The organism is Nonomuraea sp. NPDC054003, assembly GCF_055585125.1.
Map to the genome: position 1 here is coordinate 149,383 of NZ_JBVJKR010000015.1, position 25,286 is coordinate 174,668.

24 protein-coding genes, 4 tRNA genes and 1 pseudogene are annotated in these 25,286 nt (G+C 67.7%); 16 read left to right on the plus strand and 13 right to left on the minus strand.

Features of this window, described 5'->3' with window-relative positions; all coding sequences use genetic code 11:
- Nucleotides 1-23 precede the first annotated feature (23 nt).
- Nucleotides 24-629, plus strand: coding sequence for a response regulator transcription factor (locus ACZ6YG_RS34140; protein WP_148035272.1), 606 nt, complete (start codon nucleotides 24-26; stop codon nucleotides 627-629).
- 375 nt (nucleotides 630-1,004) lie between these two features.
- On the opposite strand, the pseudogene ACZ6YG_RS34145 reads toward ACZ6YG_RS34140, so the two are convergent.
- A pseudogene (locus ACZ6YG_RS34145) lies at nucleotides 1,005-2,342 on the minus strand (sensor histidine kinase); the annotation flags it as partial.
- Nucleotides 2,343-2,860: 518 nt separating this feature from the next.
- Nucleotides 2,861-3,592 carry an alpha/beta fold hydrolase gene (locus ACZ6YG_RS34150; protein ID WP_466020284.1) on the minus strand — a complete coding sequence of 244 codons (732 nt, stop codon included), beginning with the start codon at nucleotides 3,590-3,592 and terminating at the stop codon, nucleotides 2,861-2,863.
- 267 nt (nucleotides 3,593-3,859) lie between these two features.
- Here ACZ6YG_RS34150 and ACZ6YG_RS34155 point away from each other — a divergent pair, with 267 nt between their 5' ends.
- Entirely contained in the window at nucleotides 3,860-4,285 is a 426-nt protein-coding gene (locus tag ACZ6YG_RS34155; RefSeq protein ID WP_148035275.1) for a hypothetical protein, read from the plus strand.
- Nucleotides 4,286-5,582: 1,297 nt separating this feature from the next.
- Nucleotides 5,583-5,720 (plus strand): hypothetical protein, encoded by a 138-nt coding sequence (locus tag ACZ6YG_RS34160; protein WP_222709223.1) that lies wholly within the window; start codon nucleotides 5,583-5,585, stop codon nucleotides 5,718-5,720.
- Here the strand turns inward: ACZ6YG_RS34160 and ACZ6YG_RS34165 are convergent.
- The 3 genes from ACZ6YG_RS34165 to ACZ6YG_RS34175 form a co-directional block, all read right to left on the minus strand.
- Complete coding sequence (locus tag ACZ6YG_RS34165; RefSeq protein ID WP_148035276.1) at nucleotides 5,705-6,526, minus strand: alpha/beta fold hydrolase; 822 nt, start codon at nucleotides 6,524-6,526, stop codon at nucleotides 5,705-5,707. The genes ACZ6YG_RS34160 and ACZ6YG_RS34165 overlap by 16 nt on opposite strands.
- 372 nt (nucleotides 6,527-6,898) lie before the next feature.
- Nucleotides 6,899-6,974, minus strand: a tRNA-Lys gene (locus ACZ6YG_RS34170).
- A 49-nt stretch (nucleotides 6,975-7,023) separates the two neighbouring features.
- Complete coding sequence (locus tag ACZ6YG_RS34175) at nucleotides 7,024-8,178, minus strand: acyl-CoA dehydrogenase family protein (protein WP_466020285.1); 1,155 nt, start codon at nucleotides 8,176-8,178, stop codon at nucleotides 7,024-7,026.
- A 93-nt stretch (nucleotides 8,179-8,271) separates the two neighbouring features.
- On the opposite strand from ACZ6YG_RS34175, the gene ACZ6YG_RS34180 reads away from it, so the two are divergent.
- A complete protein-coding gene (locus ACZ6YG_RS34180; RefSeq protein ID WP_148035278.1) occupies nucleotides 8,272-8,571 on the plus strand; it encodes a PspC domain-containing protein in 300 nt (99 codons plus the stop codon).
- Here ACZ6YG_RS34180 and ACZ6YG_RS34185 read toward each other — a convergent pair whose 3' ends face one another.
- Nucleotides 8,572-9,846 carry an MFS transporter gene (locus ACZ6YG_RS34185; protein ID WP_466020286.1) on the minus strand — a complete coding sequence of 425 codons (1,275 nt, stop codon included), beginning with the start codon at nucleotides 9,844-9,846 and terminating at the stop codon, nucleotides 8,572-8,574. It abuts the gene before it with no gap.
- Between the two features lie 109 nt (nucleotides 9,847-9,955).
- A complete protein-coding gene (locus tag ACZ6YG_RS34190; protein ID WP_378525304.1) occupies nucleotides 9,956-10,306 on the minus strand; it encodes a metallopeptidase family protein in 351 nt (116 codons plus the stop codon).
- A 33-nt stretch (nucleotides 10,307-10,339) separates the two neighbouring features.
- Between ACZ6YG_RS34190 and ACZ6YG_RS34195 the strand changes: the two genes are divergently transcribed.
- The 5 genes from ACZ6YG_RS34195 (at nucleotide 10,340) to ACZ6YG_RS34215 (ending at nucleotide 12,997) form a co-directional block, all read left to right on the plus strand.
- Nucleotides 10,340-11,899 (plus strand): metallophosphoesterase family protein, encoded by a 1,560-nt coding sequence (locus ACZ6YG_RS34195; protein ID WP_148035281.1) that lies wholly within the window; start codon nucleotides 10,340-10,342, stop codon nucleotides 11,897-11,899.
- Nucleotides 11,900-11,972, plus strand: a tRNA-Glu gene (locus ACZ6YG_RS34200).
- An 87-nt stretch (nucleotides 11,973-12,059) separates the two neighbouring features.
- Nucleotides 12,060-12,134: transfer RNA gene (locus ACZ6YG_RS34205), tRNA-Asp, on the plus strand.
- A gap of 5 nt (nucleotides 12,135-12,139) precedes the next feature.
- Nucleotides 12,140-12,213, plus strand: a tRNA-Phe gene (locus tag ACZ6YG_RS34210).
- A 268-nt stretch (nucleotides 12,214-12,481) separates the two neighbouring features.
- Complete coding sequence (locus ACZ6YG_RS34215; protein WP_466020287.1) at nucleotides 12,482-12,997, plus strand: hypothetical protein; 516 nt, start codon at nucleotides 12,482-12,484, stop codon at nucleotides 12,995-12,997.
- Between the two features lie 96 nt (nucleotides 12,998-13,093).
- Here the strand turns inward: ACZ6YG_RS34215 and ACZ6YG_RS34220 are convergent, their stop codons facing one another.
- Entirely contained in the window at nucleotides 13,094-13,843 is a 750-nt protein-coding gene (locus ACZ6YG_RS34220) for a tyrosine-type recombinase/integrase (RefSeq protein WP_466020288.1), read from the minus strand.
- Between the two features lie 100 nt (nucleotides 13,844-13,943).
- Nucleotides 13,944-14,378, minus strand: coding sequence for a MerR family transcriptional regulator (locus ACZ6YG_RS34225; RefSeq protein WP_466020289.1), 435 nt, complete (start codon nucleotides 14,376-14,378; stop codon nucleotides 13,944-13,946).
- Nucleotides 14,379-14,425: 47 nt separating this feature from the next.
- Between ACZ6YG_RS34225 and ACZ6YG_RS34230 the strand changes: the two genes are divergently transcribed.
- Both ACZ6YG_RS34230 and ACZ6YG_RS34235 read left to right on the plus strand, forming a co-directional pair.
- Nucleotides 14,426-15,223 carry an MBL fold metallo-hydrolase gene (locus ACZ6YG_RS34230; protein ID WP_466020290.1) on the plus strand — a complete coding sequence of 266 codons (798 nt, stop codon included), beginning with the start codon at nucleotides 14,426-14,428 and terminating at the stop codon, nucleotides 15,221-15,223.
- 445 nt (nucleotides 15,224-15,668) lie between these two features.
- Complete coding sequence (locus ACZ6YG_RS34235) at nucleotides 15,669-15,983, plus strand: hypothetical protein (protein WP_466020291.1); 315 nt, start codon at nucleotides 15,669-15,671, stop codon at nucleotides 15,981-15,983.
- Nucleotides 15,984-16,042: 59 nt separating this feature from the next.
- Here ACZ6YG_RS34235 and ACZ6YG_RS34240 read toward each other — a convergent pair whose 3' ends face one another.
- On the minus strand, nucleotides 16,043-17,428 hold the full coding sequence (locus ACZ6YG_RS34240; RefSeq protein WP_466020292.1) for an amidohydrolase family protein: 1,386 nt from the start codon (nucleotides 17,426-17,428) through the stop codon (nucleotides 16,043-16,045).
- Nucleotides 17,425-18,201: an Atu4866 domain-containing protein gene (locus tag ACZ6YG_RS34245; protein ID WP_466020293.1), complete on the minus strand. Its 777-nt coding sequence runs from the start codon at nucleotides 18,199-18,201 to the stop codon at nucleotides 17,425-17,427. The genes ACZ6YG_RS34240 and ACZ6YG_RS34245 overlap by 4 nt, the downstream gene beginning before the upstream one ends.
- Before the next feature lie 102 nt (nucleotides 18,202-18,303).
- Between ACZ6YG_RS34245 and ACZ6YG_RS34250 the strand changes: the two genes are divergently transcribed.
- The gene (locus ACZ6YG_RS34250) at nucleotides 18,304-19,158 is read left to right on the plus strand and encodes a helix-turn-helix transcriptional regulator (RefSeq protein WP_219543009.1); all 855 of its coding nucleotides are present in this window, start codon (nucleotides 18,304-18,306) and stop codon (nucleotides 19,156-19,158) included.
- A complete protein-coding gene (locus ACZ6YG_RS34255) occupies nucleotides 19,155-19,625 on the plus strand; it encodes an Atu4866 domain-containing protein (RefSeq protein ID WP_271277404.1) in 471 nt (156 codons plus the stop codon). Before ACZ6YG_RS34250 ends, ACZ6YG_RS34255 begins: the two co-directional genes overlap by 4 nt.
- 130 nt (nucleotides 19,626-19,755) lie before the next feature.
- On the opposite strand, the gene ACZ6YG_RS34260 is transcribed toward ACZ6YG_RS34255, so the two are convergent.
- Together ACZ6YG_RS34260 and ACZ6YG_RS34265 are read right to left on the minus strand one after the other, a co-directional pair.
- A complete protein-coding gene (locus tag ACZ6YG_RS34260) occupies nucleotides 19,756-20,997 on the minus strand; it encodes a trypsin-like serine protease (protein WP_466020294.1) in 1,242 nt (413 codons plus the stop codon).
- Nucleotides 20,998-21,376: 379 nt separating this feature from the next.
- Entirely contained in the window at nucleotides 21,377-22,084 is a 708-nt protein-coding gene (locus ACZ6YG_RS34265) for an alpha/beta fold hydrolase (RefSeq protein ID WP_364229582.1), read from the minus strand.
- Between the two features lie 80 nt (nucleotides 22,085-22,164).
- On the opposite strand from ACZ6YG_RS34265, the gene ACZ6YG_RS34270 reads away from it, so the two are divergent.
- The 3 genes from ACZ6YG_RS34270 (at nucleotide 22,165) to ACZ6YG_RS34280 (ending at nucleotide 25,222) form a co-directional block, all read left to right on the plus strand.
- The gene (locus ACZ6YG_RS34270) at nucleotides 22,165-23,136 is read left to right on the plus strand and encodes a helix-turn-helix transcriptional regulator (RefSeq protein WP_271277401.1); all 972 of its coding nucleotides are present in this window, start codon (nucleotides 22,165-22,167) and stop codon (nucleotides 23,134-23,136) included.
- Nucleotides 23,137-23,491: 355 nt separating this feature from the next.
- Nucleotides 23,492-24,328 carry an alpha/beta fold hydrolase gene (locus ACZ6YG_RS34275; RefSeq protein WP_466020295.1) on the plus strand — a complete coding sequence of 279 codons (837 nt, stop codon included), beginning with the start codon at nucleotides 23,492-23,494 and terminating at the stop codon, nucleotides 24,326-24,328.
- A 9-nt stretch (nucleotides 24,329-24,337) separates the two neighbouring features.
- The gene (locus tag ACZ6YG_RS34280; RefSeq protein ID WP_466020296.1) at nucleotides 24,338-25,222 is read left to right on the plus strand and encodes a helix-turn-helix domain-containing protein; all 885 of its coding nucleotides are present in this window, start codon (nucleotides 24,338-24,340) and stop codon (nucleotides 25,220-25,222) included.
- The last annotated feature ends 64 nt before the right edge of the window (nucleotides 25,223-25,286 follow it).

Sequence of the window (25,286 nt, forward strand, 5' to 3'; positions counted from 1 at the left end):
AGCCTCTTTCGTCGGGGACGGATATGATAAGAATCATCATTGCGGAAGACGTCCGAATTCTGCGTGACACCCTTGCCGCCGTCCTCGGCCTTGAGGACGATTTCGATGTCGTCGCCACCGTCGAGCGGGGGGACGACGTGGCCGGGACCGCCGCGCGCCTACGCGCCGACGTGGCCCTTCTCGACATCGAGTTGCCCGGCATCGACGGCTTGACCGCCGCCGCCCAGGTGCATGAGCTGCTGCCCTCCTGCCGGGTCCTGATGCTCACCGGCATGGCGCGGCCGGGCTATCTGCGTCGCGCCCTGACCGCGCAGGTGGCCGGCTTCCTCCTGAAGCACTCGCCGCCGGAGGATCTGGTGAAGGCCATTCGCAAAGTCGCCGCCGGTGATCGTGTGGTCGACTCTTCACTCGCGATGAGGGCGTTGGAGACGATGACCAGCCCTCTCGCCGAGCGAGAAACCGACGTGCTGCGGATGGCCGCCACCGGTGCGGAGCCTCAGGAGATCGCCGCCGCTCTGTCTCTCAGCCTGGGCACCGTCCGCAACTATCTCACCTCCGCGGTCGTCAAGCTGAGTGCCAGGAACCGCATCGACGCCATCCGCATCGCCACGGACGAGGGCTGGCTCTGACCCGTCGTCGAGCGGGATCTCCGTGGTGAGGACATGAACGTCACCGACGACGCGCCGGTCCGACGACCCGTGCAGGACGCGCACGCGAGCGGCGAAACTCTCCATGCCGAGGCCCTGACTCCCGGCACCCGCCCCCGCACCATTGTTCGACAGCGCCAATCGGACGTGATTCCCATCGCGCTCGATACGGACTTCGCACCAGTCACCGCTGCTGTGCCGCAGGATGTTCGTGACGCCCTCGCGCAACAACGCTGCCAGCTCTGTCTGGAAATGAGCGGACATCGGCACATGGGTGTAGTGGGCACGCACGTCGAAACCGCCTGCCAGCAGCAGGGACCGGGCCGACTCGAAGGCTTCCGCGAGAGACTCCTGCCGGTAACCGTGTGCAACGGTCCGGATGTCGTCCAGGGCCTCGCGTGCGGCGGCGACGCCTTCGGCCATCTCACGTTCGGCACGCTCCCTGTCCACCGTCAGCAGTCGTCCTGCCAGGCCGGCCTTGAGCACGACGACCGACAGGCTGTAGCCGAACAGATCATGGAGGTCACGAGCGAAACGCAGGCGCTCGCGAGCCACTTCCGTGCGCGCGAGCGCCTCTCTCATGCCACGCAACTCGCAGGTCATCCGCGCCATCCGCGCCAGGCCGTAGACGACCAGAGCGCGCTCGCCACCCCACACCACCCGCGAGAGCTGGTCGAACACGTCGGCCTCGCCCAGGCCGCCACCCCACAAGAGATACACGGCGTTCTGCACAAGCAGGAGCCCCGTGGCCGCCCAGCGCAGCCATCCACGCAGCAATATCAGGGTGAGCCCCGGCAAGAAGGCAACGACGTGCCACGCCTGCAGACCGTAGAACGCAACGGGAACGAACGCGATGACCGCCTGGATCAGCAGCGTCCAAGGCCAGTGCGGAGGCCGCCCTCCAGTCCCGTCCATCAGACAGTGCCACAGATAGAGCGCGGTGAAGGACACCAGCAGCAGGCCGAACGCCCATCCTCCGGCGGCGGAAAGCCCCGCCTCGACCGCGAAACGCGCCGACTCCGGGACGATCATCAGGCAAACGGTGACACCGCCGAGGAAGTGCACGTACGCCGGGCTCATGTCATCGGCCGGCGGCCGGACCCGGGCATGCGAGTCGCGACGGGCGTGTGACATCGCCCTGGTCTCATCGAGCGTGGACCGAGCCGTATCCAGTGCCCGCTCCAGCTGGCCGCGGGCTTGCTCGGTGCCGGTCGAGGCCAGCATGGCCTCGCCCGCGGCGATCACCGTACGCAAGCTGTTCCCCACCCGGCCGTTGAGCTCGTCGGCGAAGGCCCGGCGCTCCCGCGTCACCTCGGCGGCAGCCAGCTCAGCACGGGCGTCGTACCTGTCGGCAACCAGATCGGCCACCCGGACGCTGCCGTACAGGGCGATGGCGACGAACGCGGTATGTCCGAAAACCAGATTCGCTACCTCGCCCGGAGAGGCATCGACCGTCCACCAGGACCATCCCTGCACCGCCAGCACGCCGGCGAACCCCGCCCAACCGAGGCGGACCGGCCTGACCAGCAGCAGGACCGCGGCCGCCAGGAAGCCGGAAGTGCCGCACCAGGAGCCGGCCTCCCAGATCAGGCCGACGCCCGTAAGCGCGGCCTGAGCAAGCAGCGACCAGCGCCAGCCTCGCGGCCGTCGCCCACGCGCCGGCGGCACGCAGCTGTACAGATACAGCGCGAACATCGTTGCCTGGGCGCCGATCCCGGCCGCGAGCAGAACGCCGGGCGGCTCGTTCGCGAGAAGGCCGGCGAGACCACCGAGCGCGAATCCCACGCCGACGACGACGGCCACACAGCGCGCCAACCGCAACGCGGATGCCGGCTCCGCGAACTCCTTGTCCCCTCGGCCGTCGGCGAGTTCTGATCGGTCCTGGCCGTCCACCGGTACGCCGTTGTACGCGAGCACGTTGCCCCTCCCACGCGTTCTGAGGACTCGGCATTCCTCATGTCCTGCTCTCGCTGACGCGTCGAGCGGCCAGGGCGCGGATCGACATCCCGCCCGCGTGCGGAATGGCCGCGGTGATCACCCTCGGAATCACCCGCAGGTGGCCCGGCACGGTTGCGGCGGCCCTGGCGGCTTGGCAGGAGGCGGCCCTGATAGCCGTGGGCCAGGGTGCATTGCCGCTTACGTCGCCCGATTCAGCTTGGGCGTGGTGGTCCCGGGAGGCAGCGTGATGGCGCGGAAGCCCAAGAACAGGACACTCACATTCTGTCGGCCAGAATCTCAGCGAACAGGTCCGGGCGCTGCAGGGGTATGCCATGGCCGCATTCCGGCACGAAGGTCATCTGGCTGCCCGGAAGGGAGTCGTGGATGTTCCGTGCGGAGTCGTGCATGAGCTTCCGCTCGTGCTCGCCCACCATCACCAGTGCCGGGTTCTTGAAGTCGGCCCAGCCGGTGGGAAGGGTGAAACGGATGTTCTCGCCGACGCTGGCGAGAAGAGTCTCACGGCTTATGCGAGCGCTGTCGCGAAGGTAGTCGGTCAGGAGTTCGTCCGGGATGAACAGTTGCTTCGCCTGGAGCTTCGCGAACCACCGTTGCCGTGCGAGCGGTGCGGTCGCGCCGAGGAGCCCCAGGGCCGCCTGCGGGAACGGAAGAGGCTTCGCCTGCGCGCTCACGACGACGGCACTGGTGACGAGATCGGGCCGGGTAGCGGCGAGGAGAATCGTGAGCTGCGCACCCAACGAGAACCCCGCGACCATCGCGCCGTCCGGTGCGCGCTCTTCCAGGACCCTGGCCACGGCCTGGGCGGTCATCTCGTGTGACCGATACGCTTCCTCCGCACTGCGTCCGTGACCGGGCAGATCGGGAACGATCACTCGGGCTTTCGCTCCGAGCCGCTCCAGCGTCGGTCGCCACATCCATCCCGCGACGCCGCCACCGTGCAGTAACAGAATGGGAGGAGCGTGTGCGTCACCGGCCTCACGGACATACATGCCCCCCATCCTCCCACTGCCGACCAAACCGGACGGGTGTAGCTCTTCCGCAGTGACTGATCGATCAAGCCGTGAGGGAGTATCCGTCCTGGTAGCAGCTCCGGTGGACCCGTTCGTGTTGCCGGGCGAGGTGAAAACGCCAGTATTCGTCGAGATCACCATTGGCGATCAGAGCGCGGAGCTTCAGGCGCGACGGCTGTGGCGGCCTGCGCAGCGTGGTGATGACCTGGCCGGTATGCCCGGGCCGGCAGTGCCAGGGCGTGCCCGGTGTTCTTCCTGTCGCAGATCGGTCAGGCGGTAGCGCTTGTCCTCCCTGTGGAAAACGCGCTCAAAGTGTTCGCCCTTGTCGCTGCCAAGGGAGTCATCGTCGACACCCGGGCGATTCTTCGTGGCTCGATGTCCATAGGATGGCGTCGGCAAACCGCGAAGAGCCTTGCTCTTTATCGAGTGTCGTTCACTTCCTGGCTGGTCCTGCTTTCGGCCGTCTTGGGGATAGCGCCGTCGCGGTCAGGCGCGGTCTACGGCCTGTTCTTCGCCGTTCCGCTTATCATTTCGGTTAGCGCCGGTGATGTTTCAGCTCTCGGCAAGAGAGCGATGGACCGCTGGTGGCACAGCGTTCGTTACGCACAGGCGCTCGGCGTGCTCGTCATGGTCGCAATATCAGGATGGATGGCTTCCGCATGGCTGCTGTGAACTACCGAACCGCTACCGCCATGACGCTCATGTCATGCGGAACCATAGCTGCGTTGAGCCTGACAGCCTGTTCGCAAGGAGGGGCGCGCACGGAGGCCACAGATGCCGCCACGGCACCATGTGATGACACGGTGCGCGATCGCGTGGACATTCCCGGGAGCGATGGCCAGCCAGGGGTAGGCGCAACCGACATCTGGTTCGTCGCTCCTGTGTCAGGAGATTGGAGTTCCTCGGCCGTGCGGGTCCCGGAGGGCTATCAGATCAAGCGTCCACTATGGACGACCGGCACGAGGCTTCCCACGGTTACCGTTGAAGAAGTGGCGGGTGACAACGTGGGCTCGGCTCAGCTGATGCCTACGGCGGACGGCTTGCCGGGCCCCATACCGGCGTCGTTGCAGTTCCCTTCACCAGGTTGCTGGCGTGTGGTGGCGAAAACGGAGCGTGGAGAAGCTCGCATCTTCATCAGGGTGCAAGAGGGAGACCGGTCCTGAAGGACGTTCGATTCGGTGAACGGTTTCGTGTTCTGAGCTGCCATTCATTGAGGTAATCCCAGCAGGCGCGTTTCGGCCCTGATCTCTCACGATCGCGACCGAGCCCTCTTGGGGTCGAGTTGATCAAAGTGTCGGGTGCCGGCTTCCGGGGCGAGACTCTGCTTCCCCGGTGATGGCGGGTGTGGAAGGGTGGCTCATGGCCTGGCTCCTGGAATGGTCACAAAAACAGCACTCCGATGATCTTGGGCAGCATGTCGCTGTAACGAATGGGTGAGCGGCGCGTGGGGGACTCCCAGCGGTCCGGCAAGAGATCAGCAGCATCAACAATGCCGGTGCCATCAAGCTGGACAAGGCCAAGCGGCCCCAGGCTCTGGTGTGGACCAAGCAACGGGGGGAGACATTCGTCGCCGAGTTCGCCGAGCGCCTGGCGGCCGTGAAGGCGGAGAAGGGCGGCAAGAAGATCAGCGCCGTACGGGTCCGGGAGGCTCTCGAACTGCCGCCGTCACCCGTGATGGTCTGGACACCGGTCCAGCTCGGCGCATTCCTCGACGTCGCGGCCCAGCATCGGCTGTACTCCTTCTTCCCCCTCATTGCTTTCCGTGGCCCGCGCCGTGGCGAGGGTTGTGGCGTCCGGTGGGAGGACCTCGACACGAACGAGCGCACGCTGGTCGTGGCGAAGCGACTCGCCCAAGTCGGATGGGAGTTGGAGGAGGGCGAGGCCTGCCGCCGATCCGTTTGCACGACCTACGGCGCTGCGCAGCGACGCTCGCTCATGCGGCCGGCGCCGACACGAGATGGTGTCCACGATGCTGCGCCACGGCTCGACGATTCTGACCGAGAACACGTACACGACAGTGCTTCCGGAGCTGGCCCACGAGGCAGCCCGGCGCTCGGTGGGCCGCGTCGGAAAATCCAGCGGCTCACCCGTTCAGGCCTTCCTGTGATGTCGGCGGCAGCCCAACACCTCATCGACCGCCTGAATAATGATCTCGGGTTGCTCGAACGGAATCTGATGACTGGCCCGCTCGGCGACCATCACTTGCCCATGTGGGGACTGGCTGGCCAGAGCGCGATGGTCGGCGTTCAGATGCTCCAGATGCGCTTTGGGCATGCGCGGCCGCTTGCCTGCCGTGATCACACGGATGGGCACAGGCGGCAACCCGCTCTCCTGACGCGCCTGTGCAGCCTCGTTCATGGCATTCTGCATCCCGGCCAGGGTGTCGGCCAGTTCGCGCAGCGACCGCGCATCGGTGCCGCCGAACATCGCACGCAGACGGAGCAGCCTTGGGGCTAGGAGGAAGGAGAGGGCGCGTACGAGCGCCGAGCCCGGCGGTGTTCCGCTGGCGGTCGGATCCACGAAGACCAGCCCCGCCACATCAGTGGGATGGCGGGCGGCATAAAGCTGGGTCACGAGCCCACCGTAGGACCAGCCCACGAATACCGCCGGCAGTTCAAGGTGCAGGGCGCGAAGAAGCCTACGCAGGTCGTCGGCCATCTCGGTGACGGTACGGGCCTGCGATCCGCCGGAGCGGCCGACGCCGGCCCGATCGTAGGTCACTACAGTGACACGCTCGGCCAACGCGAGTTCCAGTTCCTCTCCCCAGGTTCCCACGCCCTGGCCTGAGCCACCGCATTCGAGAACCACTGTGGGGCCTTTCCCGCGGACCTGGGCGCATAGTGCATGATCGCCTAGGTCGATCAGTACCGGCGTCGGTACATCGTTGTTTCCGGGTTTCTCATCCCTTCCCATGACGTCAACTTAGATTGACCAGCGCGTGGGTGTCAACTGTTGTTGACGATTGAGTTCGGAGTGAGTGTTCTGGAGTCATGCGGCGGCAGGGCGGTGGTCGACGCGTTTGTTGGGTTGCGGCGTGGCGGGCGTGCGGCGATGCCCCGCGCCATCGCTTGACTGGCTGCGGCTGCACGACTTGCGACCTGCCTGCGCGTCCTACCTTCTGGCAAGCGGGGCGTCCCCTCGCACGGTCATGAAGACACTCGGCCACAGCTCGGATGATCTCCAGCACGATCAAGGGCCGGACTCCCTCCACGGGAATCCGGCCCTCTTGGCTGTAAAACTGGTTGTACGACTCCACCCGACAAGATCAAGGAGAGACGTAATAGCTGGTAGGGCGCCCGGGGCTCGAACCCGGAACCTACGGATTAAAAGTCCGCAGCTCTGCCAATTGAGCTAACGCCCCCTAGCAACAGCCAAGCGTACCGAGGTTACCGCCGACCCCGCGACGCCCTTTACCGGTATGCCGCCAGCCCCGTCAGCGCCTCGCCCAGCACCAGGGTGTGGATCTCCTGGGTCCCCTCGTACGTGAGCACACTCTCCAGGTTGTTCATGTGCCTGATCACAGGGTACTCCAGCGTGATCCCGTTCCCGCCGAGAATGGACCGGGCCTGCCGGGCGATGTCCAGGGCGGAGCGCACGTTGGCCATCTTGCCGAAGCTGATCTGCCGGGCTTCAAGCTTACCCGCGTCCTTCAAGGCGCCCAGGTGCAGCGCGGTCAGCCCCGCCTGGGCGAGCCCCACGTACATCCATGCCAGCTTCTCCTGGGTCAGCTGGAAGGCGCCGATCGGCTTGCCGAACTGGACGCGGGTCTGGGCGTACTCGACGGCCGCCTCGACGCAGGCTCGCGCGGCGCCCACCGCCCCCCACAGGATCCCAAAGCGCGCCTCGGACAGGCACGACAACGGCCCCTTCAGCCCTCGGACCCCGGGCAGCACGGCCGACTCGGGCAGGCGCACGTCGTCGAAGTAGAGCGATGACGTGACCGATGCCCTGAGGGACAGCTTCTTGTGGATCTCAGGGGCGGAGAAGCCCGGGGTGTCGGTGGGGACGACGAAGCCGCGGACGCCGTCGTCGGTCTGCGCCCACACCACCGCGACGTCCGCGACGGATCCGTTCGTGATCCACATCTTGGAGCCGTTGAGCACCCAGTCGGAGCCGTCGCGCTTGGCGTACGTGCGCATGCTCGCGGGGTCGGAGCCGTGGTCGGGCTCGGTCAGGCCGAAGCACCCGATCGCCTCACCGGCGGACATCCGCGGCAGCCATTCCGATTTCTGCTCGTCCGACCCGTACCGCCAGATGGGGAACATGGCCAGCGAGCCCTGCACCGACACGAACGACCGCAGCCCCGAGTCGCCGGCCTCCAGCTCGCGGCAGGCCACCCCGTACGAGGTCGCGTCCGTGCCGGCGCAGCCGTAGCCCTGCAGGTGCATGCCGAGCAGGCCGAGCGAGCCGAGCTCGGGCGCGAGCTCGCGCGCCGGGAACGTGGCCTCCTCGAACCAGTCGCCGACGTGCGGCAGGACGCGGTCGGCGACGAAGGAGCGGACGGTGTCGCTGATCAACCTCTGGTCACCGTCGAGGCGGTCGTCCAGGCGCAGCAGATCGTCCATGACGTGCTCCTCTCCTCGTTATAGGGGGCTACCAGGGTTCTACCAGGGGCAATCCTGATGTGCGAATGCCAGGGTTGAGGGCAGTCTTGAGTCATGAGCGAATATCACAGCAGCAAGCAGTTGCGCAGGACCCACAAGGGCCGGATCCTCGGCGGCGTCTGCTCCGGCGTCGGCGAGTACGTCGGCATCGACCCCAACATCATCCGCATCGGCCTGGCGATCGTCACGCTCTTCGGCGGCCTCGGCATCGGCGTCTACGCGATCGGCTGGCTGCTCCTGCCCGAGGAGGGCAAGGACACCTCGATCGTGCAGGACCTGCTGGCCAAGCAGCAGCAGAAGAGCAGCAGCACCGGCAGCCCCTGGACCGAGGACGACCACAAGCCGCGGCAGTGATCAGGCAGTGGCCTGCGCGCGCATCCTGGCGCCGCGCGCGTCGGCCCAGATCACGGTCAGCACGACGGCGGCCGTGAAGCCGGTGATGCCCGACAGGGCGACCACCGGCTCGGGCCCGAGTCGTTCGGCGGCGTAACCGCCGATCAGGATGGCGATCCCCTGCACCGCCATCAGGCCGGAATGCACCAGGCCGAACGCCTGCCCGCGCTGGCCGTCGGGCACCCGCTGGACGAACGCCGCGTTCGCCGCGAGCTGGTAGGCGCCCCCGACCCCGGATAGAAACCATGCCGCCAGCACCACCTCCAACGGCGGCCGCATCGCGGTCACGACGAGCGGCGCGCAGCTCAGCATGGCCAGCCACCCCATCAGCCGCAGCCTGCCCGGCGGCGAGACGAACCGGCTGAACAGGAACGCGCCCACCACGGTGCCGGCCGGCATCGCCGCCATCAGCAGACCGGTGATCACCGGGATGGGCATGACGCCGGTGTAGAGCGCGACCGCGTACGGCACCGCGATGCCTTCGGGCAGCACGTAGAAGCCGCACAGCCAGGCGAAGAGCACGAGCGTGCGCAGCTTGCGGTCACCGAAGACGAGTCTGGCTCCGGCTCTGGTCATCGCCCACATGGACGGCCTGGCTCCGGGACGGCCCGGAGCGGGCCGCCGCCGCACGCCGGTGACCAGGATCAGCGCCGATGCCAGGAAGGTGGCGGCGTTCAGGGCCAGGGCGCGGTACGGGCCCATGGCGGCGATCATCGCGCCGCCCGCGGCGAAGCCGAGCATCTGCACGGCCTGGTTCGTCATGTTCTGCAGTGCCGAGCCGACCACGTACCGGTCGCCTGCGAGCACCTCGGGCAGCACGGCCGCGCGCGCGGCCGAGAACGGCGCGCTGAGCAGCACGACGAGGAACACCAGCGCGCACAGCACAGGGAAGGGCATGAAGGGCAGCGCCATCACGCACACCAGCCCGGCCCGCAGCAGGTCGCAGACCAGCATCACGCCCCGGCGCGCGAACCGGTCGGCCAGTCCGGCCAGCAGCGGCCCGCCCAGGATCGACGGCAGATAGGTGAGCGCGTAGACGGCGGCGGTGGCCAGCGCCGACTTGGTGCGGTCATAGACGAGCACGGCCAGCGCCACCTGAGCGAGCTGGTCACCGAGCAGCGACAGGCCCTGTGCGTACCAGAGCGCTCTGAACTCTTTGACGGCGATGACCTCGCCATAGGTGGCCTGGCGCTCAGTGGATCGCCTGTGCCGCCCCGTCAGCCGTCGCGCCCGCATGGCCCCCACTGGACTCCGCTGTGCCTGACTCACAGTGTTGAATATGTCACCTAAGGTGCCCGATCAATCGGCAACGTGCAACCCAAAGCAGCACGTCCTGTGCAAAGAGTTACCAGCCCAGCTCGTGCAGGCGGGCGTCGTCGATGCCGAAGTGGTGGCCGATCTCGTGAACCACCGTGATCCGTACTTCCTCGATCACTTGCTCTTCGGTGTCACAGATCTGACAGATCGGATTGCGGTAGATCTCGATCCGGTCGGGCAAAACGGCTGAGTACCAGTCGCCGCGCTCGGTGAGAGGAATGCCGGTGTACAGGCCTAGCAGGTGGGGTTCCGGTGGATCGTCGACGACGGTCACTACGACGTTGCTCATGACCCGGGTCAGGTCGGGCGGGATCGTGTCCAGCGCCTCGGACACGAGCTCATCGAACTTCTCCGGCGAAACCTCGATCACAATTGTCATTCTGCCTCTCGGCTCGGGTATCCAAGAAAGCGTATGAACTTCTCGGACGTGCTCAAAAAGGTCATCCAGTCGAGAGTGACCAAGGCTGCGGCGGTGCTCCTGGTGGCCGCGGCCGGTGCCTGGCTGGGCATTTTCCTGAGCGGCACCGTACGAGCGCAGATCGGCCCGGTCGAGACCGGCATGACCGTCCGGCCGTCGTGGACCGGCGAGACGATCGTGGACGCCAGCCCGCTGGGCACGCTCACGTTCCGCAGCCACGACGCGCCCCTGACGCTCCGCATCACCCTGGAGAACATCGACCAGGAGCGCGCCCGCCTCCTCCTGGAGGACCCCAGGCTGACCGACCGGCTGCCCGGCATCATCGAACGCGACCTGATGGACGGCGTGGGCGAGCTCGCGATCCGCTCACTGCTGTGCGCGGGCGCCGGCGCGCTGCTCGCCGTCCTGATGGTGTTCAGGCGCCCGCTGGTGGCCCTGGCGGGCCTGATCGCGGCGTCGGTGGCGCTGGCCGGCACGGGGATGTTCGCGGTCCGTACGTTCCAGCCGAGCTCGCTCGTCGAGCCCCGCTACTCCGGCCTGATCGCCGCCGCGCCCTCCCTGGTGGGCAGCGCGGAGGCCATCGTGACCAGATTCGAGTCGTACCGCGCGCAGCTCACCAAGCTTGTGACGAATGTCTCAAAGCTGTACGAAGCCGTCTCGACCCTTCCTCTGTACGACGCCGACGACCGGTCCATCCGGGTCCTGCACGTCTCCGACATCCACATCAACCCGATCGCCTGGAACGTGATCCGCTCCCTGAAGGACCAGTTCTCCGTCGACCTGATCATCGACACCGGCGACATCTCCGACCACGGCACGCAGGCGGAGAACAAGTTCGTCGAGGAGATCGGCACCCTGGGCGTCCCCTACGTGTTCGTCCGCGGCAACCACGACTCCAAGGCCACCCAGCGCGCGGTCGCGAAACAGAAGAACGCCATCGTCCTCGACGACAAGATGCGCAACGTGGAGGGCCTGGACATCTACGGCCTCGGCGACCCCCGCTTCACCCCCGACAAGACCACCGCGGTCAACCCGGACCCCGCCTCGATGGAACAGTTCGGCCGCGACCACCGGGCCGCCGTCGAGGACGCCGACCTCGTGGCCGTGCACGACGACATCGTCGCCCGCGGCTTCTCCGGCACCACCCCGCTCGTCCTGTCCGGCCACGCCCACGTCCGCAAGACCACCATGCTGCCCACCGGCACCCGCGTCATCGTCCAGGGCTCCACGGGCGGCGCCGGCCTGCGCGCACTCGAACACGAGGAACCCACCCCCGTCCAGGCCTCCGTTCTGTACTTCGACAAGGAGACGAAACGCCTGCAGGCCTGGGACGACATCACCCTCGGCGGCCTCGGCGAGCAATCGGTGTACGTCCAACGTCACGTGGAACCCGACCCGGCACGTACAATCTCCCCAGAGCCAACGAGCGCCCCGTCGCCATCGGGAACGGTCAACGGCCCGACCACGCCGGCCAACGGAATGCCGCTTTGGCATGAGGGGCGATCGTCCCCTATGCTTCAGAGGTCTCCGACGGAAGGCGACAGGGAATCCTGAGCCCCCATCGTCTAGCGGCCTAGGACACCGCCCTTTCAAGGCGGCGGCACGGGTTCGAATCCCGTTGGGGGCACTGCGAGCGCGAAGCGCACCGCGAAACGGATGGTCTGAGGCCACCGGGGAGCTGGTAAGCTAAGCGAGCGCAAAACGAACGAAGCAAGGTCCTGTAGAGCAGTTTGGAGTGCTCGCCACCCTGTCAAGGTGGAGGTCGCGGGTTCAAGTCCCGTCAGGACCGCTCTAGGTCAGGTAGCTCAGTTGGTACGAGCGTCCGCCTGAAAAGCGGAAGGTCGGCGGTTCGACCCCGCCCCTGACCACATCACACGACCAGCAAGAATGCCCCGGACGGATCGTCGTTCGGGGCTTTTTGATCTCTGGTGACAGCAACGTCAGCTGGCAGAGGACGTGCGGCGGTACGTTCGCGAGCCGTTCGATCAACCTTTCAACCGACTCGAAGCCTTCGTCACTCAGCGCGTCCAACCCATGCTCCATGCGGAGCGTCCGGGGTAAAGGCGTTCGAGAGGTGACGTCTGAGATCGACGCTGACCGGCCGGTTCGTCGGTGGCGGGCTTTACGCTCGCCGCTATGAGTCCCTACGCGGAGACCGTTCGGGTGGAAGTAGACGTCGAGGACTGTGGCACTGTCGGCCTGATGGACGAGGACTGGGACGGAGACGATGTGGGCGACGTGGAGCGGTCCGTCGCGCTCGTCACGGTACGGAAGGCCATGGTCGATCTGTCGATCATGTATCAGCACGGCGACGGCATTCCTTTCACGGTGACCATCGCCGACCACGACCCGGGCGCCGACCTCGACGGGTACGAGGAGATCGTGGAGATCGACTTCATGTCATCGACTGGCAAGGTCCTCCTGATCGGATGGTGCATGGACTGGGACGACGAGGCGATGCGCCGCCTTCCCCCGCTACCCGCTGGTCCGGGCCTTCACCGGCTGCGCTATCACGTCCGGAGCATGCTCTGGGAGCGGCCGGATTTCGATGGCAACCACCACTACGTACAGATTTGGCCCGCACAGCCGTCCCCGCCCGTGGTCGTCAAGCAGGGCGAATGGATCACTCACGAGAACGAAGCCGTCATCTGAGGCCCGTGGCCGGGTGCGACCTGCCCTGAATTTCCCCCAGCTTCTGCCGATGGTGGCGTTTGTCGTCAGGGGACGCATGGGCGTAGATGCTCATGGTTACCTCGATGTCGCTGTGGCTGACGATGTCGCGGACGATCTGGGGACGCCGAGGTTGAGGAGAAGCGTCACGCAAGTGTGGCGGAGGTCGTGAAACCTCATCTCGCCGAGGCCCGCGGCCTTGCGGATGGCTCCCCAGCTTCGCCGTAGGTTGTCCGGCTCCATCGGGGTACCGCAGCGTGAGGGGAAGACGAGGCCGTGTTCCGTCCACTCCTCCCAGCGGTCCGAGCGTTCGGCGAACTGCTTCCTTCGGTGCTCCCGCAGGGCCTCCACGCAGATGGGCGGCAGCGGGACAGTCCGCTCCGAGTCGGAGGTCTTGGGGCGAACGAACTGGAGGCGGCTCGCGACCCGCTGGAGGCTCTGGACCACTTCCAGCTTGCCGGCCTCAAGGTCGACGTCCACCCAGCGGAGCCCGAGGAGTTCCCCGCGGCGCAGGCCGACGCAGAGCGCCAGGACGTACAGCGCGTAGAGCCGGTGGTCCCGAGCGGCCTTGAGGACGGCACGAGCCTGCGGGACGGTGAGGCCGCGGCTGACCTTGTACTTGGGCACCGGCACCTTGACGAGCTTGGCGACGTTCCGAGCGATGATCTCCTCTCGTACGGCGCACTCCAGGGCGTTCCGAAGGACCGCGTGGATGGACTGGACCATGCGCGTGGACAAGCGGGAGTCGCAGCACTGACCGCCCTTGAGGGCGCAGCACACCGGCTTCTCGCGGTGCGTCAGCCCGGCCTCGGGGCGCACTTCACCCATGTCTTCGGCCGGCAGGCAAGGGCCGCCCTGGGAGCTACCCAGCGTGATCAACGATCAATGGGAAAGGCTCGGTGACTTCCCAGCTCAGCGATCAGATGCGCTAGAGATTTCCCGAGCTGCTATCGCCGCGGGATGGCGTTAGAGTCGCAGAGCTTTCGAATGTGCGCTTGAAGTCAGGGCACTCTACGAGCGGTTCGTGCATGCACCTCGAGGCATGGTGGAGACCGTCGCGCATCCGAGTGAGCCGGGCGATGTCTTCCTCCAGTGCCCGCGCCTTCTCCGCCATGTGTGCACGCAGCTTGGTGTCGTCGGGTGTGGCCAGCAGGAACCTGGCGATCTCGGCGATCGTGAACCCGGCGCCGCGGGCGCAGACGATGAGTGCGAGGCGGTCGAGAACGTCGGGCCGATAGGTGCGGCGCAGGCCATTGCGACCCGCCGAGGCGATGAGGCCTCTGTTCTCATAGAACCGCAGCGCCGAGGGAGCCAGCCCGGAACGCTCGGCCACTTCGGCGATGTCCAGCAGCGACTTGGCCACCACGCCTCCTTGACTTGAACCGCGCTTCAAGTGACAGCCTAACCGCCATGAACATCCATCACCTCAACTGCGGGTCCGTACGGCAGATCGAGGCCACCTACGACGGCCCGGCTCCCGCGCACGCCGTCAATCACTGTCTGCTGATCGAGACCGACTCTGATGGCCTGGTCCTCATCGAGACCGGCCTCGGTCTCGACGACGTCCGCAACCCAGGCGACACCCTCGGCTCCGACTGGGTCGAGATGGCTCAGCCCGTACTGGCCGAGGAGGAGACCGCCATTCGCCAAGTCGCCCGGCTGGGATATTCACCCGGCGATGTACGCCACCTCATCGTGACCCACCTCGACGTAGACCATTGCGGTGGCCTACCCGACTTCCCAGATGCCCAGGTCCATGTCCTTGCCGCCGAACTCGAAGCAGCGACCACCGAGGCGCCCAGCTTCCGCTACCGTCCGGCCCACTGGGCGCACGGCCCGAAGTGGGTTCCCTACACCCCCGAGCCGGGCGAGGAATGGTTCGGGTTCACCTCCGTCCGGCCGAAGGGCCTGCCGCCGGAGATCCGGCTGGTCCCACTCGGGGGTCATACCGCCGGCCATACCGGAGTCGCCGTGCGTGAAGGCGATCGCTGGCTCCTGCACTGTGGTGACGCCTACTACTACCACCGGGAACTCGACAAAGATCCGCATCCGCACCCCCTTCTCGACCTCGTGCAGACCAGCTCGGAAGTCCACCATGACCTCCGGCTCGGCACTCAGGCCCGGCTGCGCGAACTCGTCCGCGACCACGGCGATGAGGTTTCGCTCATCAGTGCTCACGATCCGTGGGAGCTGGACCGCTACCGTTGACCCTGGGCGACACGCAGCACGGCAGTAGATCCCGAGGCGCGCGCTAATACGGTTTGGGGGAGATACCGGAGGCGTGGCCACTGAGCCTTTCCCGGTGATCGTTGATCACGCTGGGTAGCTCCCAGGGCGGCTCTTGCCCGCCGGCCGAAGACATGGGTGAAGCCGGCCTCGGCACTGGGCATGGCGGTATCTGTGACGGCAACGTCGGCCACCAACCTCACACGCCGAGCACTGCGAACGACTGACTAGCTCCTGGTAAGGGCTGGAGACCACGGTGATTGCTACACCTGAAAAGCGGAAGGTCGGCGGTTCGACCCCGCCCCTGACCACATCAATCTGACCAGCAAGAATGCCCCGTAGCAATCATCGCTCCGGGGCGTTTTTGTGTGCCCTGACGGCAACGTCGTCGTACGGTTCCGTACTTACAGGTTTCTAGGATCCGAACGTGTCTGAATACAGGTGGCCCGACGAAGGACCCGGATTCGTTGAGCGGGTGCGCCTTGCCTGGAGCACGACACGTCAAGCTTCGCCGGTCGGGACGCGAGTGACAGGAATGGTCATCGGCCGGCAGCCTTTCGGCGTGTTCCTGCGCCTCACCGGTGTTCCTGACGCGATCGGACTCGCGGAGATCATCGGGATGCCTGCCGACTACGAGCTTCCTGAAATCGGTGCTGTGGTCGAAGGCACGGTTATTGGACACGCCGAGCACAACCATCAAGTGAGAATCGGATTGGTCGGCCACAAAGACGTCCCGGAGTGAGAGCTCCGGGACGCCAGGAAGAAGCGCGTGCTCTACGCCAGAGCATCACCGAGCTTGCATCAAGCGGCCCGCCGACCGGTGATGGCGTCGACCGAGTCGTGCACCTGGGTGCGCAGGTCGTCCACGTCGACGCCGACGAGGCGCCCGGCCCACTTGCGGACGCGACCGGCGACCCAGACCGAGGTGATGTTGCCACGGTCGGCACCGAGCACGAGAGTCCCGACCGGGTCGTGCAGCGGCATGGTGTTGAGGTCCTCCGCGTCGACGACGATGAGATCCGCCTGCTTGCCGGGTGTGATGGACCCGGTGGTGTCGTCGAGCCGGAGCGTTCGGGCGCCGGACAGCGTCGCGAAGTCCAGGACGTCGCGTGTCGTGATGCGTACGGGCTCGTTGTCGGTGCCGTAGGCGGCGTGGACGGCGCGCATGCGTTGGACGGCGAGCAGGGTGCGCATCTGCGTGAACATGTCCGACGCGAGCGCGACCTCGACATCCACCGACAGACCGGGCCGGATGCCGTGTTCGAGCGCCTCGTCGACCGGTGGGACGGCGTCTTCGAGGCCGATCTGCATGTCGGAGGTCGGCGCGAGCGACACGGTGACGCCCGTGTCGCGCATCGCGGACCACGCGTCGCCGGACAGGGCCGTCGAGTGGATCGACTCGATGTGCGGTCCGAGCAGTCCTTCTCGCTCCCACCGCACGATCGCCTCGGACGCCGCCGCCCCGAACATGACGTCGAGGCTCACTCCGATGCCGAGGTCAGCCGCGACCCGGGCCAGGTCGTGGCCGTAGGCGAGGCGTGCCCCGGCGATGTCAGGGGTGGCGAGAGCGGCGAGTCTCAGCGTGACCAGCTGGTCGTCGGTGGAGAAGTAGGTCGTCCGAAGTCGTGCCAGGTCGTGCGGCCACTGCTGGTCCCAGTCGCCGAAATGCGGGCTCATCGACGCGTGTACGCCGCGGATGCCGGATTCGAGCAACGCGGTGATCGCGGCGTCGGAGTGCGCGCCGGTTCGGGAGTTGTGGGAGAAGTCGAGCATCGTGGTGATCCCGCAGTCCAGTGCCGTGAGCGCCGCCAGGCGGGTTCCGACGTACATGTCGTGCGGCTGGTACAGCGGCGCGACCTGCATGAGCGTGGACTGGAGATAGCCCGCGAGGTCGTTGACGTCGGGGATGGTGCGCCGCATCTGGGCCTGCCAGGAGTGCCGGTGCGTGTCGACGAACCCGGGTGCGACGATGGAACCCGACACGTCGATGACGATCGCGTTCGCCGCCGTCAGGCCGCGGCCGACCTCCGCGATCCGATCGCCGCGCAGGAGCACGTCGGCGTCTTCGAGCGTCCCCAGTGCGGGGTCCACGGTCACCACGGTACCGCCGGTGAGCAGGACCAGACGGTCCGGATCACGCTCGGCGGTGGTGAGCGTTTCGAGGGTGGGCCGGAGGTTCTCTGTCATCGGACGTCCTTACGGCGCATCGTGTAGCCGGCGTGGTGCAGGGTGTCCCCGTCGAATTGGCCGAAGGCCCAGAATCCGAGGTCATCGAGATAGTCGATGCGCTCGCCGTCGATCCAGTAGCGGCCTTGGTACGCGTGCGCGCGTCCGCCGCGGGTCTCGTCGTAGCGGCCGTCGGCGGTCAGCTCCTGGTGCAGGAAGTCCTCGGTGTCGATCCAGACGCCGACCCGGTCCGGGTCGACGCGGCCCGCGACGCCTCCGTCGGCGTCCGTCGTCGCGGGGTGCCGCGACGCCGGGGCGAGCACGGTCCCACCCCATGCGATCGGCACGCCGTCACGCAGGACCGCGCGCAGCCGCCCCGGATCGGTCAGCGAGGTACGCAGCGCCGTGGGCAGGTCCGGCGCGTCGGCGTCGTCCAGGACGGCGAGGTGCGCCGGGACACCCGGGGTGAGCGTGCCCGAATCCGCTGTGCCCGGACCCTCTGTGCCCGGACCCTCTGTGTGCGGGGCGTACGCGAGCATGGCGCTGATGTCCAGGACGGCGGGGATGATCGTGGTACCCGTGGCACGGATCACCACGGCGTTGTCGTCTTCGGCGGCGGTGATGATGCCCGGGCCGACGCCGACGACGAGTCCCGCGCCGATCAGCACGTCGGCGTGCTCCATGGTCCCGATGACCGGGTTGAGGGTGTGCACGGTGGCATCGGTCAGCAGCAGTGGACGAGCGGCGCCCGTGAGGACGGCGTCAAGGTCAGCGGAAGTGAAGATTTCGGTCATGCGTTTGATTGTTGACAGGGCCTGGTCAGGGGAGAAGGCCGTGTTCGTCCTGGGTGCACTGGGACCAGGCTCCCGGCCGCGGGGAAACATAGCCTGGTCGGCATGACAACCTCAAGACTGGGTGACTACCTACAGGCCCGGCGCGCGCAGGTGGCGCCGCCCGATGTCGGTCTGCCCGAGGACGGGCGGCGGCGCGTCCCCGGCCTGCGCCGCGAAGAGGTCGCGATGCTGGCCCGCATCAGCGTGGACTACTACCTGCGGCTGGAGCAGGGGCGTGAGCGGCGGCCATCGCCGCAGGTCCTGGACGCGCTGAGTGACGCGCTGCTGCTGGACGACGACGGCCGGCTGCACCTGTACCGAATCGGGGGCGTGATCCCGCCCCCACGCCGGCAGGGCAGCATCGAGCAGGCGGCCCCCCAGTTGCTGGCATTGGCCGAGCTGTGGGACCGCACGCCGGCCCTGCTCCTGGGACGGGCCTACGACGTCCTGGCCGCGAACACGTTGGGGCGCGCGGTCTTCGACCACCTCCAACCCGGCACGAACCTGCTGCTCACGATTTTCCTCGACCCGTCGGTTCGCTCGTTCTACATCGACTGGGAGAAGGCCGCGGCCAATGTGGTCGCGGGATTCCGTTTCCTCGAAGGCGCCTGGCCGCACGACCCGAGGATCCAGGAGGTGCTGCGGACTGCCATGGAGAACAGCCGCGAGTTCGCCGACCTCTGGCGGCGGCGGGACGCGCGCGGCAAGAGTGACGCCGCGAAGGTCCTGCTTCATCCCGATGTCGGCGAGCTGACCCTGCAGCTACAGGCCTTCGACGTACGCTCCGCTCCAGGGCAGCAGTTGATCGTCTACCACGCTCAGGAGGGCACCCGGACCGCGAACGCGCTGCGCCTGCTCGGCTCGCTGACGGTGACTCGCTCCGGAGACCGGGACGATATGCGAGGGAGGACCTCGTGAAGACCCGCCTCGAAACCATGGTCGGCGGCATGGGCGTCGCTGTGTTCCTCGCCGGAGGTCTCGCCGCGTGCTCCGCGGGGCCGGACAGCGAAGGACTCGCAGGCCCTGACAACGCGGCGCAGCACGGCCGGCAGGAGACGCCGTCACCCGCCACGGCGACAGCACGGACACGCCCGGACGAGAACGGAGAGGCGTCACCGCACCCGTACGTCGGAATGTGGGTGACGGCCGACGGGCACATCCGCCAGGAGCTGCTCGCGAACGGCCGCTACGACGAGGCCCGCGGAGAGCGGGAGAGCGCCTACACGGGTTCCTATGTGGTCTCCGGGACCCGGATCGAGTACGCCGACGACACCGGATTCAGCGCGGACGGGACGTTCGACGGAGACGTACTGCACCACGGGGGCTACCTCTTCTACCGAGAGGGCAGCGACGCGCACCGACGAGCCGAGGAGGAACAACGGTGACGAACGGGGCACGGGCGGCGTCGACGACGATCGGCACACCCGTCCTGCTCATCACCGCACCCGACGGTTTTCAAAGAGCGTTCTTCGGTCCCGCCCGCGTACCCGTTCGGCCTCTCGTCAGGTCGAGACGTCAGCCGGTCATGATGGCGATTCCCGGGAATGCGGAGGTCGCGTTGCTCCACGGCGCGTAGTACAGCCGCCAGGAGCAGACCCGGCCGGTGACGACGTAGCCGGTGCAGGGCACCTGAGCACTGGTGTCGATGAGGGAGATGACCCCTACCGCGTACTGCTGGGTGATGCCGGACGGTTCCGGAGTCTCCACCGGGCCGCCGCTGTCGCCCTGGCCGGCCGCGTTCTTGTACGTCGGACTCTCGACGCGGACCAGGCCACGGAATGTGTCTCTGGGACCCAAGATCGTGACGTTGATCGCCTTCACCTGGCAGAGGCAGACGGTGCCCGAGTAGGCGCCGGAGGTGCAGAGCCACATGCCCACGTAGGAGGCCGAGGTGCCGACGACCGGGTTGCTGAACTCCTGGGGTGTGGCGGCGGGGTCGTTGTTGTAGACACGACCGGCGGTGTTCGCGCGGATCAGCATCACGTCGCGGCTGGTGTTGGCGTAGGCGATCGGGCCGATCACCTGGCCGGTCGGGTCGGTGGCCGTCTGCCCGACGCTGCCGCAGTGGGCCGCGGACAGCATCCAGCTCACCCCGCCGAGAGTGACGGCGAAGCCCGTCGAGCAGCCGAGCCCGGTGCCGGCGTTGCGCCAGGCCGCGCCGCCCAGCCAGGGTGCGTCGTCGTTCCAGCGGCTGGCCGGGGCCGGCGTGACGCCGGCCTCCACGGTGACCGGCACCGCCGAGCCGGCGACCTTCGAGCGGGTCAGGCCGTGGTCGGCGCCCGAGACCGTCAGGCCCGAGCCGTCGACGTTCGGCGCGATCGAGGTGATCGCGCCGCCGGAGGCGCGGACCAGGCGGTTCATCTCGCTCTCCAGTTCCCGGGCCGAGTAGGCCGCGGGCAGGACACTGACCGGGACGTCCCGGCGCAGTCGGCCGACCAGGTCGTCGATGCGCTCGGGGGTGTCTCCCTTCCAGTAGACGCGCAGTTCACGGTTCTCCGGCGCCGCGACGATGCCGGCGAACCCGGTGTCGCCCCGCGTCTTGACGGCGGCGGTGACGCGGTCGGCGGCCTTGACCAGCTTCTCCTGGGTGGCCACCAGATCCTTCCAGGAGGCGAAACCACCCGGGACCTCGCCGGTGTCGGCGGCGTCCTTGACGACGGCGGGGGCCGCGGTGGCCTGGACGGCGCCCACTGCGACCATGGCGAAGGCGACTCCCAGCGCCACTGCCAGGCGTGCGGTGATTGGGGGGATTTTCACCGGAGGCTCCTCTGTGCTTACTTGAGGGGATGCCTCCGATATTTCATGTGTTTACGGGGCAATCAATATCTTGACATCGATTTATAGAGTGGTAAATCAATATAGTCAGACAGCTTTGTGATCCCGAGGAGTTCCACACGGCGCAGGCCGAGGCGGAGCGCGGTGTCGACGCTTGCGCTGCGTGGGGGGAAGAGCGGTTCCTGCTGGGTGCGGCGGTATCGGACGTTCGGACTGCGACGGCTGCCACCGACGTGCGCGGAGGAGACGGCCCGCCGAACAACGCCGCACCCGCGATCGTGGCGATCGCTGTGGCTTTGTTCACTGAGGTTCGTCCGCGTCACCACGTAAGGGCTTCTCCCGAGGGTGAACGAGGAGATTGTCAGAGCAACGCGGCGAGGTCCGCCGGTCGCGTGAACATCGGCCAGTGGCCGGTCGGCAGCTCGACGAAGGTCCATTGGGGTGTGCCGAGCTCGGCGAAAGCCGGATTCCCCGAGGCGATCAGCTCGCGAATCACCGCCACCGGCATCGTCGAGGCGACCATGGTCTTCGGCGTCGCCGGGATCCGTCCCGGCCGCTGAACCGACTGGGTGACCGCGCCCCACGGCTCCGCCGTCGCCTTCGCGCTGATCTGCGCCCAATACTCCCGGGTCAGTCCGGCGAACATCCCCTCTCCCTCTTCGAAGGCGGGCGGGTCGAGCGCACAGCCGTCCCCGACCTGAGCGCGCCAGGCCTTCTGCGTGGCCTCGTCATTGAAGTCGATCACCGCCACACCGGACGGCAGCGGCGCGGTGTCGACATAGACCACCCGGCTGAGCCGCTCGGGATGCCGGTCGGCGACCGCGGTCACCGGGACATTCGCCCCGCTGTGCCCGACCAGGACCACCTCCTCCCATCCGTCCATCGCCGCGAGGATGTCCAGGACATGGGTCTCCACGCCGACCTCCGGCGACAGCTCCCCGGCCCGCTCCGCCAACCCCGTCAGGGTGACCGCCCGCACCTGGTGTCCCGCGGCGCGCAGCTCTTGCGCCACCTCGTCCCAGGCCCAGGCGCCGAGCCAGAAGCCGGGAACCAGCACGTAGTTCGCCATCTCATCGTCCTTCCAGTGAGCCGACGTCGCTACGCTAAAGCTGATAGCGGACAGAACCCGCCCGGATTAAGAGGTGACCTGTGTCATATCCGGCGACCCGGATGCTGGCGATGCTCGAACTGCTCCAGGCACACCACGAGCTGGGCGGCCGCGACCTGGCGCAGCGCCTCGGTGTGGACGAGCGGACCGTCCGGCGCTACGCCGCCCGGCTCGCCGAACTGGGCATCCCGGTCACCGCCGAGCGCGGCCGCTACGGCGGCTACCACCTGATGCCCGGCTACAAGCTGCCCCCGCTGATGCTCACCGACGACGAGGCCACCGCCGTGGTTCTCGGCCTGCTCGCCGGACGCCGCCTCGGCCTCGCCGCCGAGGCCACCGAGGCCGCCCTCGCCAAGATCCGGCGGGTGCTGCCGATCACGCTACGGGAACAGGTCGGCGCGCTGGAGGAGACCTTGGGCTTCACCCTCGCCGAACGTGCGGCGCCGACACCCGCGAGCCGGGCCGTGCTGACCCTGGCCGCCGCGATCCGCGACCGCCGCCGGGTCACCCTGCGCTACCGCTCCTGGAAGGGCGACCAGACCGAACGCGAACTGGACGGCCACGGCCTGGTCTTCCACTCCGGCCGCTGGTACGTGACCGGTCACGACCACCGGTCCGGCGAGACCCGCACCTTTCGGCTCGACCGGATCTCCACCGTCGTGCCGGGGGCTGCCTCCTACGAGATTCCCGAGGAGTCCGACCCGGTGCGCCAGGTGACCGCGTCGCTGGCCCAGGTGCCGTACGCGCACGTCGTCGAGGTCGTCCTGCACGTTCCCCTCGCCGAGGCTGCCCGCCGCGTCCCGCCGTCGGTGGCCACCCTCACCGAGGCCCCGGACGGAGTCCTCCTGCGGATGCGGGCCGAGTCCCTGGACGGCATGGCCGCCATGCTCGCCGGGCTTGGCTTCCGGTTCACGATCGTGTCGCCGAGGGAACTGCGGACCGCCGTCCAGCGCCTGGCCGAGCGCCTGCTGACCTTCGGCGCCGACGGCGACCGTCAGCCGACATGCCACTGAGGTGCGACCCGAGACGGAGCCGAGTCGCACGCGCTGAACTGCACCGACCACCGCAGTCATGACGAGCAGAACACAGCGATCGGCGCCTGCGTACGCCGGCGCAACGCCCAAGCCCAGCCCAAGACGAACAGCCGCTCGCCTTGGCTGGTCATCCGGTGACCATGGCTGCGGTGACACAGCGCTGACAGCAACGTCCCCACAGACCGACGCATCCGCGCCACCGTCCCCACGCGCCCTGCCCGCGGGCACGCAGTGCTGGTTGATCGATCGTGCCCCATGCTGGTCCGTCGGTCGTCGAGCCTGCGGGAACATTCGTCCAAGACTGATGGTCGAGCGTCCGTGCATAGTCCCATGCATGAGTAAGTACGAGTTCGAGCGCTCGCATCGGATGCACGTGGTCCACAACGGCCCGCGACAGGCACCGCCACTGCTGCTCATCCACGGATCGGGGGCTTCGGGCGCCTCCTGGAGCCCGATGGTCCCGGAACTCGCCGGCCACCATCACCTCATCCGGGTCGACCTCCCAGGCTGCGGCCAGTCCCCGCCCGCGCCATCGTACGAGGTGCCCGACCAAGCAGTCCGGGTGGCGGCGGTGCTCGACGACCTCGGCCTTGGTCCCGTCGCCGCGGTGGGGCACTCCAGCGGCGGCTACGTCGCCACCGCGCTGGCAGAACAGCGCCCCGACCTGGTGAGCTCGCTCGTGCTGATCAGCACCGGCCCGAGTCCCGATGCGCTGCTTCCGCAGCCGTTCATCCTCCGGGTCCTGTTGGGCCCGCCTCTCGGTCCCTTGTTGTGGTCGAGGCGTTCGGACGCGATGATCCGCAGAGGGCTCAGCGCGACGGCCGCTCGCCCGGTGCAGGTCCCGGACGACATGGTCGCCGAACTGCGAGGGATCTCCTACCGCGTGTTCAGGACGGTGCTGCGCCGAAACAGCGCGTACATCGCCGAGCGAAGCGTGCCCGAGCGTCTGGCCGCCCTCCAGGTGCCGGTTATGGTGATCTTCGGCGCCGCCGACCCCCGCTGGGAGCCGTCGTCGGCGCACCAGTACGACGCGGTGCCCAACTCCCGGGTCGAACTGCTGCCCGGCGTCGGGCACCTACCCATGCTGGAAGCCCCCGAGACGACCAGCGAACTGCTGCTGGGCTTCACGGAACATGCCACTGACACCAGGCCCGCGATCACTGACGCCTAGAGTGGTCATGTGCTGTCGACAGGGGCACCACCCGACTGGGCGCAGGTGGAGGTCGCCGTCCCGCGCCCATCAGGTCAGCTGCCGGGGATCAGCATGGCCGGGTTCCGTCACCGTTCCCCCGCACCCGTCGACATCGCCATGGTCGCGCACCCGTCTGTCACCTTGCTCGTCGATCTGAGCGACGGAGAAGGCATCGTCTACGACATCCACGGCCGACGCGAGCGCGGCAGTGTCGTCGTCGGGCTCCTCCCAGGCGATTTTCGAGCAACCGGCCGAGGCGTCGGGCAGTGCCTCCAGGTCCGGTTCGAGCCGGTGGCGGCGGCCGCGGTGTTCGGCGCATCGATCGAGCTCACCGGGACGCTGGTAGCCCTTGAGGATGTCTGGGGTCGCGACGCCGAGCAAGTCGAGGACAGGCTGCGCGCCGCTGCGTCATGGGACGAACGGTTCACGATCGTGGCGGATGTCCTCGGCCGGCGGCTGCGCGCCCGCCCGCCGGTTCATCCGGAAGTCGCCTACACCTGGCGGCGGACGCTCACCAGCCGGGGGCGGGTGCGAGTCGACGGCCTGGCGGACGAGGTCGGCTGGAGCCGCAAACGCCTGTGGTCCCGATTCCGGTCCCAGCTCGGCATCACCCCCAAACGCGCCGCCCAACTGGTGCGCTTCGACCACGCCGCCCACCTTCTCGCGGCGGGTAACGCCGCCGCCGGCGTCGCCGCCGAGAGCGGCTATGTCGACCAATCCCACCTCCACCGTGAGGTCAAGACGTTCGCCGGGCTCACGCCCACGGCGGTGGCCGCCGCGCCGTGGCTCGCGATCGACGACGTTGCGTGGCCGGCCTCATCGCCAAACCGGAGCTCTGCGAAGAATGGCCAACGCATCCCCGACCTTCGTTGAACAGCCTGCCTACGAAGATGCGGCTTCCACGTGCCGCGTGGACGGCACGGTGCGACTGTAAGAA

What these genes read in the sequence shown, in the direction of transcription:
- ACZ6YG_RS34180 (WP_148035278.1), top strand. Translation starts at nt 8,272, where the DNA reads ATGAGCGAATATCACAGCAGCAAGCAGTTGCGCAGGACCCACAAGGGC.
- ACZ6YG_RS34190 (WP_378525304.1), bottom strand. Translation starts at nt 10,306, where the DNA reads ATGACAATTGTGATCGAGGTTTCGCCGGAGAAGTTCGATGAGCTCGTG.
- ACZ6YG_RS34175 (WP_466020285.1), bottom strand. Translation starts at nt 8,178, where the DNA reads ATGGACGATCTGCTGCGCCTGGACGACCGCCTCGACGGTGACCAGAGG.
- ACZ6YG_RS34230 (WP_466020290.1), top strand. Translation starts at nt 14,426, where the DNA reads ATGAACATCCATCACCTCAACTGCGGGTCCGTACGGCAGATCGAGGCC.
- ACZ6YG_RS34265 (WP_364229582.1), bottom strand. Translation starts at nt 22,084, where the DNA reads ATGGCGAACTACGTGCTGGTTCCCGGCTTCTGGCTCGGCGCCTGGGCC.
- ACZ6YG_RS34165 (WP_148035276.1), bottom strand. Translation starts at nt 6,526, where the DNA reads ATGGGAAGGGATGAGAAACCCGGAAACAACGATGTACCGACGCCGGTA.
- ACZ6YG_RS34215 (WP_466020287.1), top strand. Translation starts at nt 12,482, where the DNA reads ATGAGTCCCTACGCGGAGACCGTTCGGGTGGAAGTAGACGTCGAGGAC.
- ACZ6YG_RS34250 (WP_219543009.1), top strand. Translation starts at nt 18,304, where the DNA reads ATGACAACCTCAAGACTGGGTGACTACCTACAGGCCCGGCGCGCGCAG.
- ACZ6YG_RS34160 (WP_222709223.1), top strand. Translation starts at nt 5,583, where the DNA reads ATGCTGCGCCACGGCTCGACGATTCTGACCGAGAACACGTACACGACA.
- ACZ6YG_RS34185 (WP_466020286.1), bottom strand. Translation starts at nt 9,846, where the DNA reads ATGCGGGCGCGACGGCTGACGGGGCGGCACAGGCGATCCACTGAGCGC.
- ACZ6YG_RS34240 (WP_466020292.1), bottom strand. Translation starts at nt 17,428, where the DNA reads ATGACAGAGAACCTCCGGCCCACCCTCGAAACGCTCACCACCGCCGAG.
- ACZ6YG_RS34275 (WP_466020295.1), top strand. Translation starts at nt 23,492, where the DNA reads ATGAGTAAGTACGAGTTCGAGCGCTCGCATCGGATGCACGTGGTCCAC.
- ACZ6YG_RS34245 (WP_466020293.1), bottom strand. Translation starts at nt 18,201, where the DNA reads ATGACCGAAATCTTCACTTCCGCTGACCTTGACGCCGTCCTCACGGGC.
- ACZ6YG_RS34140 (WP_148035272.1), top strand. Translation starts at nt 24, where the DNA reads ATGATAAGAATCATCATTGCGGAAGACGTCCGAATTCTGCGTGACACC.
- ACZ6YG_RS34150 (WP_466020284.1), bottom strand. Translation starts at nt 3,592, where the DNA reads ATGTATGTCCGTGAGGCCGGTGACGCACACGCTCCTCCCATTCTGTTA.
- ACZ6YG_RS34195 (WP_148035281.1), top strand. Translation starts at nt 10,340, where the DNA reads ATGAACTTCTCGGACGTGCTCAAAAAGGTCATCCAGTCGAGAGTGACC.
- ACZ6YG_RS34220 (WP_466020288.1), bottom strand. Translation starts at nt 13,843, where the DNA reads ATGGGTGAAGTGCGCCCCGAGGCCGGGCTGACGCACCGCGAGAAGCCG.